Genomic DNA, 15,629 nt, shown 5'->3' with positions numbered 1-15,629 from the left:
CGCCCACCGGTGATCCGGTCCCGCTCCGTGGGCAGTGATCTGGTCGCGGGCCGGTGATCCGGTCACGGAGCGGGAATCTGGTCACGGAGCAGGGATCTGGTCACGGACTGGGGACCGGGTCACGGAGCGGGGATCTGATCACGGAGCAAGGATCTGGTCACGGAGCGGGGACGGGGTCACGGAGCAGGGATCGGGGTACGGACCGGGGATCTGGTCACGGACCGTTGACCGGGAAAGCGCTACGAGGTGCCGCCACCACCGCCGCCCCGACCACCCGGCCACCGGCAGCCGCAACCACCCGCGCCGCCTCCGCGAGCGTGGCCCCCGTCGTCATCAAGTCGTCCACCAGCACCACTGGCGCCCCCGCCAGCAGCCTCCCGGCCGCGCCCGGCACCGCCAGTGCGCCCGCGACGTTCACCAGCCGCTGCCGGGCGCTCAGGCCCGCCTGATCCGCCACCGCACGACACTGCCGCAGCACCGCCAGGACCTGCGCCCCGGCACCCGCCCGCCGCAGCTCAGCAGCCGCCGCCAGCGCAATCCTGCGCACCGGATCATGCCCCCGCCCGGCGACCGCGCTGCGTGCAGAAGGCACCGGCACCAGCAGGAGGGGGCCGCCCCCTCCCCCCACCCCCCGCACCGCCCCCGCCAACACTGTCCCCAGCGGCCTGGCCAGCCGCAGTGCACCGCGCTCCTTGTGCGCCAGCAGCACGGCCCGTACTTCATCGGCGTACGGCGCGCCGGCCCACACCCGCGGCAGCCCTGCGGGCACCGACCACGGTCGCACCCGCCGCGCGCCACGCCCGTCCCGCGACAACGCCCGCAGACACTCCGCGCACAGTTCCGTACGCGGCCGGCCACACCCCGCGCAGTCGACCGGGAGCACCAGGCCGGCCAGCTCTCGCCACACCCCCTTCATGAGTCCACTGTCGTGGCGGTGCGTGGTCGGCCGCCACCCCTGTGGATAACTCCTGGAGTGTGGACATCTCCGCCACCCGATCGGGTTAACGACAGTCGACCGCGGCGCAGCCGCACCCGCCACAGAGCAGCGGCCGGCCCAGCGCCGGGTCCCCGGCGCCCAGCCCTCAGCCCTCAGCCCTCAGCCCTCAGCCGCACGAAAGCACCCAAGGCGGAGCATGCTCAGCAGCCCGACACAGCGCCCCGCGGCGACACCCCTCCGCCACGCCACGCCACGCCACGCCACGCCCCGCCCCCAGCTGGGACCGCAACCCACCGACCCCTTCTGAACCAGATCAGCCAGGAAGCCAGACCACAGAGCCAGACCATCGAACCGCCCCCCCCCGGAACCGGGCAGGCACAGATGGTCACGTCACGTCACGTCAGGTCAGGACACGTCACGTCAGGACACGTCAGGCCAGGTCAGGACACCAAGCCCCAGACCACCAAACCAGCCCAGCCCCAGCCCCAGCCCTCACCCCGGATAAACCGGCGCCGTCCCGTCCTTGGCCACGGTCTTCCAGTTCGCGTCCGGAGGCAGGCGCACAATGCCCTCCGTGGCGTCCGCGATCAGCGGCCGGGTCTCGTCCTCCGAGGCCGCCACCGCCTTGACCCCGTTGACGCCCGGCAGGGTCTGCGCATCGGACGCCGAGCCATCGGTCTCCATGAACTGCATCTGCTGCACCCCGCCGGCCTCCCGACCGACGACCACCAGCCGGCTGCCGCCCGCCCAGGACGCCGCGACCACATCCTCCAACTGCGGCGCGATGGGCCGCAGTTCCTGCACCGACAGAACGGGGTGCGCAGAGGTGCCGCCCCGTTCGACGCGGCCGAGCTGAAGCGTCGTACGCCCCTTGTCCTCGACCAGGATCGCGATCCGGATACCGTCCGCGGCCACCTTGATCGCCTTGATTCGCCGCTGCCCGAGGCCCGGCACCGCGACTTCCTCGGGGTCGCCCTTGCCTTCGCGCATCCGCAGCAGCCGCGAGCCGTGCGCGTCGCGATCGGCGATCCAGAGGTCGTCCAGCCCGTCCCAACTCGGCGCGGTCAGGCCCTCATCCGCGTTCTTGGTGGTACTGGCGCTGCTGAGCAGCGGCCCGCTGCGTTCGATGCCGTCCTCCATGCCGGCCACGTACAGGGACCGGCCGTCGCTCGACACCCCGGCCGCGACGTTCTCGCCGCGCGAGATGGCGACGGAACGCAGCGGGGTCTTGCCGGTACCGAACGGCCCGCGTATCGGCGTCGGTTCGGTGGCCGAGTCCGAGATGGCGACGACCCGGTGCTGGGCGTCGATGAAGTACTCCTTGGCGGAGCGCCCGGAGCGCGCCGGAGCGGCGAAGTCGCGATCGGCCTGATCCTGCGTCAGGGTGCACAGGGAGCTGCCGCTCTCGTCCTGGAGCTCGACCTGGCTGATCTTCGAGGCCCGCGTCATGTCCTGGACGGTGAAGAAGAGCTGAGCGGCCATCCGCTTGCATTGGGCGGTGTCGGCGCCGACCGCCTGCTTGCTGAGCTTGACCTGCAAGGCGTTGGAGTCGTCCAGCGACAGATCACGGGAGGCGCGCCGGGTGCCGAGCGGGAACGCCGAAGACGTCACCTGGTTCAGCCAGTTGGTGGGACCGGCGAGCAGCGCGTCCACGCTGGCGGTGATCGGTTTGACGCGCTGGCGCAGATATACGGGGTCCGCGACGAGCACGTTCTTGTGCACCTTGGGGTCCTGCGACTCGGAGTTGTAGGACGCGAAGTAGTACTTGTTGACGGAGCGGTAGATGCGCTGGAAGTCGGACTGACCCATCACCAGGCCGTTGGGCAGCCGGTCGATGCGCCACTGGTCCCCCTCCTTGATGAGGTGGATCGTCTCGCGGTACGGCTTCTCCTCCGGGGTGTAGGCGTGGTTGTCGTCGACCATCGCCACCTGGCTGCCGGAGAGCGCGACCGTATAGCCGTTGGCGTCCTCGCGGTTGGGGGCCGCCTCCGCTTCGGACTTCGGCCGTTCCTGGAGGACGTTGGTGGCCAGGAAGGGCCGCCAGGTCCGCTTCGCCGACTTGGCCAGATACATCCTGGCCGTACGGAAATCCGCCTCGTCGCTGGTCGTCGCGTCGAGGAAGCTGCGCACGATGTTGGTGGGCTGCGCACCGTCCTGCGGGGGGACGCCGTAGACCCGCACCTGCGAGTCCCCGTCGGAGCGCGGCGACTGGTCGACCGGTGTGACGTCCCCGCTGTCCGGCATGGACGCGCATCCGGCCAGCAGTGCCGCCGCGCAGCCGAACAGTACGGTCTTCCGCACTGTGCGGGCGCCGGCTCCCTTCCGGGCGCGCCGGCCGAACGGTATGTCCACGCCGCGCTCGCCTCCGCGCTCAGTGCCCACTCCGTCCGCCCTCCCGATCCATGCCGCGTCCGGCCTGCCGCTCCGTCCCGCCGACGGCCGCGCCTTCGCCGGCTGCCGCGCCATGACCCCGCTCGCCGGGGGCCCGGTCCCCCTGTCCCGATGCCTCAGTACCTGACCCCCCAGGGCCCGACGCCTCGGGCTCCGGCTTCTCAGGGCACTGAGCGTCCCGGACCGCTGTGCCCGCACCGTCGTACGCGCTCTCGCTCGCGCTCCCGCTCCCGCCACGCGCCGTCGCGCCGCCCCGTGCGCCCTCATCGCTCCGCAGGGCCCCGCTCTGCGGCACCACACGGGAGCCGCTGCCGGGCAGCGCCGTCGGGTCCGCCTCCGGCCGGGCGGGGGTGCGCTGCTCCCCGGGGCGCGGCTGCGCGGGGATGGTGGACGCCTTGCCGTCTGCACCGGAACGCGGCTGCCCCATCGCGTCGAGGCCGCGGTTGCGCCGCGAGTCCTCGGGCTCCAGGGGTATCGGGGAGCCGCGCAGCGTCTCGCCCGCCGTACGGGGCAGGGTCAGCCGGAACTGCGAGCCGCCGCCGGGCTCGCCCCAGGCCTGGAGCCAGCCGCCGTGCAGCCGGGCGTCCTCGACCGCGATGGACAGGCCGAGCCCCGTACCGCCGGTCGTACGGGCCCGCGCCGGGTCCGCGCGCCAGAAGCGGTTGAAGACCCGGGTCGCCTCGCCCGGCTTGAGGCCGACGCCGTAGTCCCGCACCGCGACGGCCACCGCGCCGCCGCTGCGGCTGCCGGCGGACGCCAGCCGCACGACGACATCGCGGCCCTCGCCGTGCTCGACGGCGTTGACGACGAGGTTGCGCAGCACCCGCTCCACCCGCCGGGGGTCGGCCTCGGCCATGACGGGCTGCTCGGCGCCGCGCACCACGATGCGGGTGCCCTTGCGCTCGGCGAGCGGTTCGGCGCCTTCGATGACGCGGTTGACCACATCGCGCAGGTCGACCGGCTCGGCCTCCAGCGCCGCCGCGCCCGCGTCGAACCGGCTGATCTCCAGCAGTTCCGCGAGCAGCGACTCGAAGCGGTCGAGCTGGCCGCGGAGCAGCTCGGCGGAGCGCGCGGTGGCCGGGTCGAACTCGTCGCGCACCTCGTGGATGACGTCGGCGGCCATCCGGACGGTCGTCAGCGGTGTCCGCAGCTCGTGCGAGACGTCGGAGACGAAGCGCCGCTGCATGCGGGAGAGCTCCTCCAGCTGCTGGATCTTGAGCTGGAGGTTCTGCGCCATCTTGTTGAAGGACTCGCCGAGGCGGGCGATGTCGTCCTCGCCGGTGACCTTCATCCGCTCCTGGAGAAGGCCGGCGGCCAGTCGCTCGGAGATCCCGGCGGCCATCCGTACGGGGGTGACGACCTGCCGCACCACGAGCCAGGCGATGGCGCCGAGCAGGATCACGACGAAGACGCCGGCCGTCGCGAGCGTGCCGGTCACGAGCCTGAGGGACTCCTCTTCCTGGCTGAACGGGAAGAGGTAGTAGAGCTGGTACTGGTTGCCGTTGATGTCGTTGAGGCGCTTGCCGATGATCAGCGCCGACACCCCGTCGTCGGACCCGATGCGCTTGATCTGGGTGTACTGGCGGAACGTCCCGGGCTTGGTGTCCAGCTTCCGCCGCAGCTCGGCGGGGACGCTCCGCTCGGGGTCGACGTCCCCGGAGGCGCGCGGCCCGCGGGTGCCCGGGGTGGCGTCGCCGAAGGGCTCGTCGGAGTCGGAGCTGAGCGCCACGACCGAGAATACGCCCTGTCCGCCGCTGGCGAGCTGCTCGACGAGGCTGGTCAACCAGGTCGCGGAGTCCTGGCTGCCGCGGCTGGCGGTGCGGTTGCTGTCGTCGGGCCGGTTGCCGTCACCGCCGTCGGCCAGCTTCTGGGCGACCTCGAAGCCTCCCACGGCCTGACTCTGGGCGGCTTGCGCCTTGGCCGTGAGCAGGCCGTTGCGGACCTGTCCGACGACCACGACGCCGAGCAGCAGCACCACGGCCAGCGACATGAGCAGGGTCGTCGCGACCACCCGCAGCTGGATGTTGCGGCGCCACAGCCGCAGCGCGGGCAGCAGGGGCCCCCGCACCCACCGGCTGAAGAGCCGCAGCAAGGGATGGACCGGCCCGCTCACCGCGCCGTCGGGCAGCAACTGCCCGCCCCGCAGCAACCACGCCGCCAACCGATCCGAAAAGGACATATCACCCGTCGGGCCGACGGTGCGCCCCCGCTTTCCTTCCGGGGCCGAACCGTCCCGGCTCATCTCAGCTGGGTCCGGCCTTGTAGCCGACCCCGCGCACGGTCACCACGATCTCCGGCCGCTCCGGGTCCCGCTCGACCTTGGAGCGCAGCCGCTGCACATGGACGTTGACCAGCCGGGTGTCCGCGGCATGGCGGTACCCCCAGACCTGCTCCAGCAGCACCTCGCGCGTGAACACCTGCCACGGCTTGCGCGCCAGCGCCACCAGCAGATCGAACTCCAGCGGCGTCAGCGCGATCGACTGCCCGTCCCGCTTCACCGAGTGCCCCGCCACGTCGATGACCAGGTCACCGATCGCCAGCTGCTCGGGCGCCGGCTCCTCCGACCGCCGCAGCCTGGCCCGGATCCGGGCCACCAGCTCCTTGGGCTTGAACGGCTTGACGATGTAGTCGTCCGCCCCCGATTCGAGGCCGACCACCACGTCCACCGTGTCGCTCTTGGCGGTCAGCATGACGATCGGCACGCCGGACTCGGCCCGGATCAGGCGGCACACCTCGATGCCGTCCCGTCCGGGCAGCATCAGGTCGAGCAGCACAAGATCGGGCTTGGTCTCGCGGAACGCCGCAAGAGCCTTGTCGCCGTCCGAGACGAACGACGGTTCAAAGCCCTCGCCGCGCAGCACAATGCCGAGCATCTCTGCCAGTGCGGTGTCGTCGTCGACGACCAGGACGCGTCCCTTCATTCGGCCATCATCCCATTACCTGATCGTGACTTACTCCATCGTGATGTGGAACACACCTCTGCCAGCCCGTTCCGCGTCACCGGAGACACCACTCCCGCCTCCGTGACGATCGCCGTCACCAGCTCCGCCGGCGTGACGTCGAAGGCCGGGTTGTAGGCATGCGCGCCCAACGGCGCCACCGGAATCCCGGCACCCGCCTCCGCTCCGGCCCCCCACATGTGCGGCAACGAGAACTCCGTCACTTCATGGCCGGGCCGCTGCTCCACCTCGATAGCGGCTCCCTCCTCGGTCTGGAGATCCGCCGTGCTGGTCGGTGCCACCACGATGAACGGAATCCGGTGATACCGGGCCAGCACCGCGAGCGGATAACTGCCGATCTTGTTGGCCACCGCACCGTCCGCCGCGATCCGGTCCGCCCCGATCAGCACCGCGTCCACCTCGCCCGCGGAGAACAGCGACCCCGCGGCACCGTCCGCCAGCACCGTGTACGCCATCCCCGCGCGCGCCGCCTCATAGGCGGTCAGCCGCGCCCCCTGCAACAGCGGACGCGTCTCGTCCACCCACAGCCGACGCAGTTCCCCGGCCCGGTGCGCCGCCAGCGCCACGGCCAGGGCGGTCCCCTGTCCCCCGGAGACCAGGGCACCCGTGTTGCAGTGCGTGAGAATCCGGTACCCACCGCCCGGCAGCAACTCGCCCAGCAGCGCCCGACCGTGCTCCGCCATCCGCCTGCTGGCCTCGACATCCTCCGCGTGCACGGCACGCGCCTCGGCCAGCGCGGCTGCCGCAGCCGCCTGTGCATCGGCGCCGTCCGCCACCGCCCGGCGGTACGCCGCAGCCGCTCGCCGCACGCCGTACGCCAGATTGACCGCGGTCGGCCGGGCATGCGCCAGCGCCTCCGCCGCGTCGTCGACGTCGAATCCCCGCGCCGCGGCCAGCGCGACGCCGTACGCGCCCGCGATGCCCAGCAGCGGCGCGCCGCGTACGGCCAGCGTGCGGATCGCCTGAACCAGCGCCGGCACGTCCGTACAGACCAGCTCGGCCTCCTCCACCGGCAGCCGCGTCTGATCAAGAAGGACCAGTACCGGTCCCTCGGGTGGTTCGTCCCAGCGCAACGACGGAAGCGTGAGCGTCCCGGATACCTCGTGCTGATCAGCCATCCCCTCAGTCTGCCGCCGACCACCCGTCGAACAGAAGGTCCCCTTCCTCCAAGGGCACGGGTACACAGCGCCACCCTCCATGACACGATGACTGACACCGCGGACCCCGGACCCCCGCCGCCGCAGCGGACGGGCAGCAAGAAGGAGCGACGATGAACAACTCTCCGGGCTGGGCCTCGCCCGGATCCGCCCCCTCCGGCGAGCCGGACCGCGGCACCCAGGAGCAGCCCCCTCAGCCGTCCGTCCCGGAAGAGCATCCCGGCGGCACGTCCGAGCAGCCGACCCCGCCGAACTGGTCGAGCAAGCAGCCGCCCGCCGGTCAGTGGACGGCCCCGGCCGGCATCCCCGGCCAGAGCGGCCCCGGCGGCCGGCGCGCCAACGGCACCACCGGCGACCGCACCCGCGCCTCGTCCGGCGGCCCCGCCCCGGGCGGCTGGGGCACCCCGCCGGGCCCCGGAAACCAGGCCACTTGGGGCACCGGGCCCGGATGGGGCGGTGGCTGGGCCGCGATGCCGCCCGCCGCCAAGCCCGGCGTCATCCCGCTGCGCCCGCTCGGCGTCGGGGAGATCCTCGACAGCGCGGTCGCCACCATGCGCGCCCACTGGCGCACCGTGCTCGGCGTCTCGCTGATCGTCGCGATCGTCTCGCAGACCGCCAACACCATCGTCACCGGAGTGTGGTTCCAGGGCGCCGGCCGCACCCCCGCCCTCGACACCAACAGCAACCCGCCGCTGCGTCAGGCCCTGAGCGACATGGGCGACACCTTGGCCGGCTCCGCCATCTCCTCGCTGATCGGGCTGCTCGCCACGATCATCGCCACCGGGCTGCTGACCATGGTCGTCAGCCGCGCCGTGCTGGGCCGACCGGCGACCGCCGGGGAAGCCTGGCGCGACGCCCGCGGCCAACTCCCGCGCCTGCTGGGCCTGCTCGTCCTGCTTCCGTTGCTCATCACGACCGTATTCGCGGTCGGTATCGTGCCCGGACTCGTCGTCACGGCCAGCGGCACGGCCACCACAGGCCTGGTCCTCATCCTGATCGGCGGGCTCGCCGCCACCGTCGTGAGCATCTGGCTGTGGGTCCGATACAGCCTCGCTTCCCCCGCCCTGATGCTGGAGAAGCAGGGCGTCATCGCGGCCATGCGCCGCTCCGCCAAGCTCGTACGCGGCGCCTGGTGGCGGGTGCTGGGCGTCCAGCTCCTCGCCTACCTGCTGGTCGCCATCGTCCAGTTCATCATCCAGATCCCGGCCACCCTCATCGCCTTCATCGTCGGCGGCGAAAGCCTCATGGACTGGGCGAACGGCACCGGCAACTCCTCCAGCTGGCCGTTCCTGATCGTGCTGGGCATCGGCTCGATCATCAGCTCCGCCATCACCTTCCCCATCAGCGCCGGTGTCACCGTGCTCGTCTACGTCGACCAGCGCATCCGCCGCGAGGCCCTCGACCTCGAACTCGCCCGCGCCGCCGGGCTCCCCGGCTACGACAACGAACCCGCCGCCCCGGCGGCGGCCACGCCCGGCCCTGCCACCACCCCGGCCCCCAGGCTCCCCTCCGACACCCCGCCGGCCGACGGCCCCACCGCTGACACCCCACCGGACCGCGCCGAAGCGCAGCCGACAGCGACTCAGCAGACGGGGCATCACCCGACAGAGGGTCAACCAGCAGGCACGCACCCGGCGAAGGCACTCCAGGAAGCGCCGGACAACGCCACGGCAACCGGCCCGGATACGCCCGCTGCCCCCACCGCGCCCGAGGACGCCTCCGCCGACATCCCCGGCCCGCGCCCGAGCGACGCCGCACCGGGAAGCTGATGCGGTGACCACCGGGGGGAGGACAGCCGCGCTCATACGCCTCATCGCGCGCGCCGACGACGACATACCGGTACGGATCCCACGCGCCCCCGCCCGGGAAGCGGCCCGGCGCGAGCTGTCCGACCCCCGGTACCACCAGCACGACCCCAACCCGGTCCAGCGGGCCCTGAATTGGCTCTGGGACCGCATCGGCGACCTCTTCCACGCAGCCGCCGGCGCCACCCCCGGCGGCTGGACCGGACTCATCGCCATCGTGGCGTTCGTCCTCCTGCTGGCCGTCGCGCTCCGACTGCGGCTCGGGGCGCTGCGCCGCACTCCGACCACCGGCGGCGCGCTGTTCGCCGACACCCCCCGCACCGCCGCCGAACACCGCGCAGCCGCCGACCGGCACGCCGCCGAGGGCCGCTGGAACGAGGCGATCCAGGACCGGATGCGCGCCATCGTCCTCGCCCTCGAAGAGCGGACCCTGATCACTCCCGGCCCCGGCCGCACCGCCGGCGAGGCCGCCGCCGAAGCCGGCCTGGCACTCCCCCCGCACGCCGCCCAACTGCGCACCGCAGCCCGCACCTTCGACGACGTCGCATACGGCGGCCGTCCCGGTACGGAACGGGCATACGCCCTCCTTGCCGACCTCGACACCGAGCTGCAACACGCCAAGCCCCACCTGGCCGCCACCCCGACCAGGAGCCGCGAATGACCACGGCCGCCACCGTCACCGCCACTCCCGGCGCCACCGCACGACGCTTGTGGATCCGCTCCCGCGGACTGCTGCTGGCGCTGCTCCTGCTCGTCATCAGCGGGTTGGTCCTCGCGGCCCTTCAGTCCGGTGAACAGCACGGCCGGCTCGACCCCCGCTCCGCGGACCGGACCGGAAGCCGCGCGCTCGCCCAACTCCTCTCCGCCCACGGCGTCACCACCCGCGTCGCGACCACCGTCGAGGAGGCCGCCGCCGCGGCCGGCCCGCATACCACTCTCCTCGTCACCGACCCCGACGTCCTGACCGCAGATCAGCTGACCGCCCTGTCCGCGGCGACCGCCCACACACCCGGCCGCACCGTCCTGCTCGCCCCGGGCCCCGCGTCCCTCCAGCTCTTCGCCCCCGGAGTCCAGGCCGATCCGGCGGTCCCCAACGCACCCCGCCGCCCCGGCTGTTCGCTGCCCGCCGCCCTCAGTGCGGGAGATGCCCTCCTCGGCGGTCTCCGCTACGAGACATCCGCCCCCGGGGCCGACCACTGCTACCCCGGCGGCGGCCTGCCCACCCTGCTGCGCCTCCCGGCCCCCGGCGAGGACCGCGACACCGTACTCCTCGGCTCCCCCGACTTCCTGTACAACTTCCACCTCGCCGAGCAAGGCAACGCCTCGCTGGCCCTTCAACTCCTCGGCGCGCACAAACATCTGGTCTGGTACCTCCCCTCCGTCAGCGACCCGTCATCCGCCCAGGACAACCAGCCCGGCCTCCTCGATCTCATCCCCTCCGGCTGGAACTGGGCGCTGCTCCAACTCGCCATCGCCGCCGCATGCGCAGCACTCTGGCGCGCCCGCCGACTCGGCCCCCTGGTGCCCGAACGGCTCCCGGTAACCGTCCCGGCCGCCGAGACGACCGAAGGCCACGCCCGCCTCTACGAACAGGCCCACGCCCGCGACCGGGCCTCCGCCGTACTGCGCTCGGCAGCCCGTGGCCGGCTCGCCCCCCTCATCGGCGTGCCCCCCACACACGCCCACACCCCCGACATCCTTCTCCCGGCCATCCAGGCCCACTTGACCACCGCCACCACGCCGGCAGCCGACCTCCACACACTGCTCTTCGGCCCCGCCCCCGCGGACGACAAAGCCCTCGTCCACCTGGCAGACCAACTCGACGCATTCGAAGACTCCATCGTTTCCCAAGAGAGGCACGCACCCCGTGAGCACCCCGACCGCTGACAGCGCCCGAGCCTCCCTGGAGGAACTGCGCACCGAGATAGCCAAGGCCGTCGTAGGCCAGGACCCTGCCGTCACCGGCCTGGTCGTCGCGCTGCTGTGCCGCGGTCACGTACTCCTCGAAGGCGTCCCCGGCGTCGCCAAGACCCTGCTCGTCCGCGCCCTGTCGGCGACGCTCGAACTCGACACCAAGCGCGTCCAGTTCACCCCCGACCTCATGCCCAGCGACGTAACCGGTTCGCTGGTCTACGACGCCCGCAACGCCGAGTTCTCCTTCCAGCCGGGCCCCGTCTTCACCAACCTCCTTCTCGCCGACGAGATCAACCGGACGCCGCCCAAGACCCAGGCGTCCCTGCTCGAAGCCATGGAAGAGCGTCAGGTGACCGTCGACGGCACGCCCCGCCCGCTCCCCGAACCGTTCCTCGTGGCCGCCACGCAGAACCCCACGGAGTACGAGGGCACGTACCCACTCCCGGAAGCTCAGCTCGACCGCTTCCTGCTGAAGCTGACGATGCCGCTCCCTGCCCGCCAGGACGAGATCGACATCCTCACCCGCCACGCAGCCGGCTTCAGCCCGCGCGACCTGAACGCCGCCGGTCTGCGCCCCGTCGCCTCCGCCGCAGACCTCGAAGCAGCCCGAGCCGCAGTCGCCAAGACCACCGTCTCCCCCGAAGTCACCGGCTATATCGTCGATATCTGCCGTACCACTCGCGAATCCCCCTCGCTGTCTCTCGGCGTCTCCCCCCGAGGAGCCACCGCCCTGCTTTCCACTTCACGCGCCTGGGCCTGGCTCACCGGCCGCGACTATGTCACCCCCGACGACGTCAAAGCCCTGGCTCTCCCCACACTCCGGCACCGCGTCCAGCTCCGCCCCGAAGCGGAGATGGAAGGAGTCACGCCAGACTCCGTGATCAACGCCGTGCTCGCTCATCTCCCCGTCCCCCGCTGAGGCAAGACCGTGGCCCTCACCGGACGCACCGCTCTCGTCTCCGCACTCGGAGCACTCTTCGTCGGCTTCGTGCTCCCCAGCTGGATCGGGGTCCTCATCGTCCAACTCGCCCTGCTGATAGCAATCTTGTGCGACATGGCACTCGCCGCGCCAGCACGAAAGCTCCATTTCACCCGAACCGGTGACACAACCGTTCGACTATCAGGCGAAGCCCACATCCACCTCACCATCACCAACCCCGACCGCCGCACCCTGCGCGCCCAGATCCGTGACGCCTGGCCCCCGAGCTCCTTCCACCCCGGCTCCGACATCCCCGCTTCCCGCCACACCACCCGCATCCCCGGCGGCGAACGCCGGCGCCTGACCACCACGCTCCACCCCACCCGCCGCGGCGACCACCACGCCGTCCGCGTCACGGTCCGCTCCTACGGCCCGCTCGGTCTGGCGGCCCGCCAGGGCAGCCACCACATCCCGTGGACCCTGCGCGTCCTGCCCCCCTTCACCAGTCGCAAGCACCTCCCCGCCAAACTCGCCCGGCTCCGCGAACTCGACGGCCGCACCAGCATCCTGACCCGCGGCGAAGGCACCGAATTCGACAGTCTCCGCGACTACACCCCCGGCGACGACACCCGCTCCATCGACTGGCGCGCCACCGCCCGCCGGCAAACCCTCGCCGTCCGCACCTGGCGCCCCGAACGCGACCGCCGCATCCTGCTCGTCCTGGAAACCGGCCGCACCTCGGCCGGCCGCGTCGGCGACACCCCTCGCCTCGACGCCTCCATGGACGCCGCTCTGCTCCTCGCCGCCCTCGCCACCCGCGCCGGCGACCGCGTCGACCTGCTCGCCTACGACCGCCGCGTACGTGCCTCCGTACAGGGCCGCGCCGCCCGTGACCTCCTCCCGGCGCTCACCGACGCCCTCGCCCCCCTCGAATCCGAACTGATCGAGGCGGACGCCCGCGGCCTGGCCGCCACAATCCACCGCCACACCCCGCGCCGGTCCTTGATCGTCCTCTTCACCGGCCTCGACACGGCTCCCGTGGAGGAGGCCCTGCTGCCCGTCCTCCCCCGCCTAGCCCAGCGCAACGAACTCATCGTCGCGGCCGTCGCCGACCCCCGCATCGAAGAGATGGCCGCCGGCCGTCACACCCCTCAGGCCGTCTACGCAGCAGCCGCCGCGGAACAGACCCGCGCCGCCCGCCGCCGCACCGCAGACCGCCTCCGCCACCAGGGCATCACGGTCATCGACTCCACCCCGGACCATCTGGCCCCCGACCTGGCCGACACCTACCTCACCCTCAAGGCCACCGGCCGCCTCTGACCACGGCTCCTACTCCCAGAGCTGCCCTGCCACAACCAACAACCGCGCCTGCGCCTCAGACACCGCTGGTGCCGTGAGCGAAAACCTTCACCGAGGTGGGTTCTGCCGGGTGTCTACGGCGATGGATGTCGCGCAGGTCAGCTCAAGGTCGTGACACGGCCTGTCAGTTCCCTGGTCTAGGGTCGCCCGCATGGTTGAGCCCTCCTTTCTGACCGCCGTGCGCGAGTCGTACGACACGGTCGCCGCTGATTACGTCGAACGCGTCCCGCCTCCCGCCGAGATGGACCCGCTGTCACGCGCGATGCTGGCGGGGTTTGCCGAGTTCGTGCGGACGGCTGCTCTGGGGCCGGTCGCGGACCTGGGGTGCGGCCCCGGCCGTGTGACGGCGCACCTGGCCGGGCTGGGGGTGTCCGCCTTCGGCGTCGATCTGTCGCCGAAGATGATCGGGCTGGCCCGGCACGCCTATCCGAACCTGCGGTTCGCCGAGGGCTCGATGACCGCGCTGGAGATGAGGGACGACGAGCTCGGCGGCATCCTGGCCTGGTACTCCACCCACCACACGCCCACGCAGTGGCTGCCGGCGGTGTTCGCCGAGTTCCACCGCACGCTCGCGCCCGGCGGCTACCTGCTCTGGGGAGACTATGTCGGCGATGAACGGCTGCGGCCGACCCAGGGCTATGGCCGTCCGGTGTCCTACGAGTCGTACCTCCTGCCTCTGGACCGCATGGTCGGCCTGCTGGAGCAGGCCGGACTCGTCGTCACCGCGAGGCTGGAGCAGGAGCCCGGCGGACGGGTGAACAGACCGCACGCCTGCCTGCTGGCCCGCAAGCCCGAAAAGCCCTGACGGGGCTTGTTCCTCCGGCGAGGCCGCTTGTGTCAGATCGCCGACGGTCACGGCGCGGCGCTCAGGCCGCGGGGTTGAGATGGCGGCCGCCCCAGCGGATACCTTTCTCGCTGCGGATACGGGCGCGTTCCCGGCACTGGGCGGCCAGGACGTCGGTATGGCGGGCGTTCCGGTTGCGCCAGTGCAGGTAGTGGTGCAGCGCGCGGGTCTGGACGGTGTGGTTGGGGTGGTGGGAGTTGGCGAGGGTGAACTGCCGCAGCGGCCCGAAGAGCGCCTCGATGGGGTTGGCCCAGGACGCGTTGGTCGGCGTGAAGCAGAGCTCGACCTTGTTCCTGGCCGCCCATCGGCGGATCTCGATGCCTTTGTGGGCGGAGAGGTTGTCGAGGATGACGTAGATCGGGGCGCCGTCCAGGCGGACGGCCCGGATGCTCTTGAGCGCGGCGAGGCTGTGATCGGTGCCCTTGCGAAGCCGGTTGACGCCCCAGAGCGTGTCGTCGCCGACGGAGTAGCAGCCGTGGAAGTAGCGCACTCCGTGGGTGCGGTGGAAGGTGGCCGGGAGCCGGTCGGGCCTGCCCTGCCTGGCCCAGCAGTTCCCGGTGGCCGGACGTATGCCGAGTGGGCCGAACTCGTCGAAGGCGAAGGTGCGGTCGGGGCGCTCGTTGAGGGCGTACTCGATCCGGTCCAGCGTGGCGTCCTTGTCCGGGTCGGTGGACTCCTTCCACGTCTTGGTCCGTTGAAAGGTGATCTGGCGTCGGATGAGCAGGCACCGCAGGGTCTCCCGGCCGATGCGTATTCACCGTCCCGGGGCTCTGCGCAGGTAGGCGGCGAGTTTCCACACCGACCAGCGCGTGAAGCAGGCCGAGCAGGCTGGGGCGGGTGGTGGCCGTCTGGATGACGAAGTCCTCGTCGTCACGGTCGAGCAGGCGGGGACGGCCTCCCGCCCGCCGAGGGTCCAGACAGGCCAGCCCCGTCTCGTTGAACTTGTGGACCACATCGCGGACGGTGTCCTCGTCGGCCTGCACGAGCCGGGCGATGACCGGGACGCTGTTTACGCCGGCCGAAGCCAGCACGATCATCGCCCGCCGATAGCGGACCGTGACGGCGCTAGAGATCTGCCCTGCCGCCTACACACGCCAGCGCATACCCATCCGCCTACGTCTGAGCACTCCACGTTGCATCGGCGGCACAGCCACGGCATTACGACAGCCATGCGAGGGGGCAATCCACTCACCCCGGCAGTACCGCTCGGCTGCCCCCTTGAAGAGCTATCCATACCCGTAAACGCAGAAAGGCCCCGCACCATACGGTGCGCGGCCTTCCCACAATGATTGTTCGGCGGCGTCCTACTCTCCCACAGGGTCCCCCCTGCAGTACCATCGGCG

At 71.8% G+C, this 15,629-nt stretch carries 11 protein-coding genes and 1 pseudogene; 6 read left to right on the top strand and 6 right to left on the bottom strand.

The genetic code is table 11. The features are described 5' to 3' along the window. Nucleotides 1-214: 214 nt before the first annotated feature. From IEZ17_RS31060 to mtnA, 5 genes are all read right to left on the bottom strand, one after another. Nucleotides 215-916, bottom strand: a complete 702-nt coding sequence (locus IEZ17_RS31060) for a ComF family protein (RefSeq protein ID WP_189305991.1) — start codon at nt 914-916, stop codon at nt 215-217. Between the two features lie 513 nt (nt 917-1,429). Next, the gene (locus tag IEZ17_RS31055) at nt 1,430-3,319 is read right to left on the bottom strand and encodes an LpqB family beta-propeller domain-containing protein (protein WP_373300005.1); all 1,890 of its coding nucleotides are present in this window, start codon (nt 3,317-3,319) and stop codon (nt 1,430-1,432) included. Then, complete coding sequence (gene mtrB, locus IEZ17_RS31050) at nt 3,309-5,570, bottom strand: MtrAB system histidine kinase MtrB (RefSeq protein ID WP_373300004.1); 2,262 nt, start codon at nt 5,568-5,570, stop codon at nt 3,309-3,311. The genes IEZ17_RS31055 and mtrB overlap by 11 nt, the downstream gene beginning before the upstream one ends. A 1-nt stretch (nt 5,571) precedes the next feature. Then, nucleotides 5,572-6,249 carry a two-component system response regulator MtrA gene (gene mtrA / locus IEZ17_RS31045; RefSeq protein WP_030416996.1) on the bottom strand — a complete coding sequence of 226 codons (678 nt, stop codon included), beginning with the start codon at nt 6,247-6,249 and terminating at the stop codon, nt 5,572-5,574. Next, nucleotides 6,246-7,406 carry an S-methyl-5-thioribose-1-phosphate isomerase gene (gene mtnA, locus IEZ17_RS31040; protein WP_189305987.1) on the bottom strand — a complete coding sequence of 387 codons (1,161 nt, stop codon included), beginning with the start codon at nt 7,404-7,406 and terminating at the stop codon, nt 6,246-6,248. Before mtnA ends, mtrA begins: the two co-directional genes overlap by 4 nt. Before the next feature lie 152 nt (nt 7,407-7,558). Here mtnA and IEZ17_RS31035 point away from each other — a divergent pair, with 152 nt between their 5' ends. The 6 genes from IEZ17_RS31035 to IEZ17_RS31010 all read left to right on the top strand — a co-directional run bounded on the left by IEZ17_RS31035 (nt 7,559) and on the right by IEZ17_RS31010 (nt 14,247). Continuing rightward, nucleotides 7,559-9,214 carry a DUF7847 domain-containing protein gene (locus IEZ17_RS31035; RefSeq protein ID WP_189305985.1) on the top strand — a complete coding sequence of 552 codons (1,656 nt, stop codon included), beginning with the start codon at nt 7,559-7,561 and terminating at the stop codon, nt 9,212-9,214. Between the two features lie 4 nt (nt 9,215-9,218). Beyond that, a complete protein-coding gene (locus IEZ17_RS31030) occupies nt 9,219-9,911 on the top strand; it encodes a DUF4129 domain-containing protein (protein WP_189305983.1) in 693 nt (230 codons plus the stop codon). Then, nucleotides 9,908-11,137, top strand: coding sequence for a DUF4350 domain-containing protein (locus IEZ17_RS31025; RefSeq protein WP_189305981.1), 1,230 nt, complete (start codon nt 9,908-9,910; stop codon nt 11,135-11,137). The genes IEZ17_RS31030 and IEZ17_RS31025 overlap by 4 nt, the downstream gene beginning before the upstream one ends. Then, nucleotides 11,118-12,083, top strand: coding sequence for an AAA family ATPase (locus IEZ17_RS31020; RefSeq protein WP_189305979.1), 966 nt, complete (start codon nt 11,118-11,120; stop codon nt 12,081-12,083). The genes IEZ17_RS31025 and IEZ17_RS31020 overlap by 20 nt, the downstream gene beginning before the upstream one ends. Nucleotides 12,084-12,092: 9 nt before the next feature. Next, entirely contained in the window at nt 12,093-13,403 is a 1,311-nt protein-coding gene (locus tag IEZ17_RS31015; protein ID WP_189305977.1) for a DUF58 domain-containing protein, read from the top strand. Between the two features lie 190 nt (nt 13,404-13,593). After that, the gene (locus tag IEZ17_RS31010) at nt 13,594-14,247 is read left to right on the top strand and encodes a class I SAM-dependent methyltransferase (protein WP_189305975.1); all 654 of its coding nucleotides are present in this window, start codon (nt 13,594-13,596) and stop codon (nt 14,245-14,247) included. A 61-nt stretch (nt 14,248-14,308) separates the two neighbouring features. Here IEZ17_RS31010 and IEZ17_RS31005 read toward each other — a convergent pair. Next, a pseudogene (locus IEZ17_RS31005) lies at nt 14,309-15,353 on the bottom strand (IS630 family transposase); the annotation flags it as partial. Nucleotides 15,354-15,629: the final 276 nt, after the last annotated feature.

It is taken from the genome of Streptomyces albospinus (assembly GCF_014648695.1).
GTDB classification, from domain to species: domain Bacteria; phylum Actinomycetota; class Actinomycetes; order Streptomycetales; family Streptomycetaceae; genus Streptomyces; species Streptomyces albospinus.
Note: the sequence above shows the minus strand (reverse complement) of the source record. Positions and strands in the feature narration are given on the sequence as shown.

Excerpts from the sequence above, each read along its gene's own strand:
- IEZ17_RS31010 (WP_189305975.1), top strand. The coding sequence starts at position 13,594 with ATGGTTGAGCCCTCCTTTCTGACCGCCGTGCGCGAGTCGTACGACACG.
- mtrA (WP_030416996.1), bottom strand. The coding sequence starts at position 6,249 with ATGAAGGGACGCGTCCTGGTCGTCGACGACGACACCGCACTGGCAGAG.
- IEZ17_RS31025 (WP_189305981.1), top strand. The coding sequence starts at position 9,908 with ATGACCACGGCCGCCACCGTCACCGCCACTCCCGGCGCCACCGCACGA.
- mtnA (WP_189305987.1), bottom strand. The coding sequence starts at position 7,406 with ATGGCTGATCAGCACGAGGTATCCGGGACGCTCACGCTTCCGTCGTTG.
- IEZ17_RS31060 (WP_189305991.1), bottom strand. The coding sequence starts at position 916 with ATGAAGGGGGTGTGGCGAGAGCTGGCCGGCCTGGTGCTCCCGGTCGAC.
- IEZ17_RS31035 (WP_189305985.1), top strand. The coding sequence starts at position 7,559 with ATGAACAACTCTCCGGGCTGGGCCTCGCCCGGATCCGCCCCCTCCGGC.
- mtrB (WP_373300004.1), bottom strand. The coding sequence starts at position 5,570 with ATGAGCCGGGACGGTTCGGCCCCGGAAGGAAAGCGGGGGCGCACCGTC.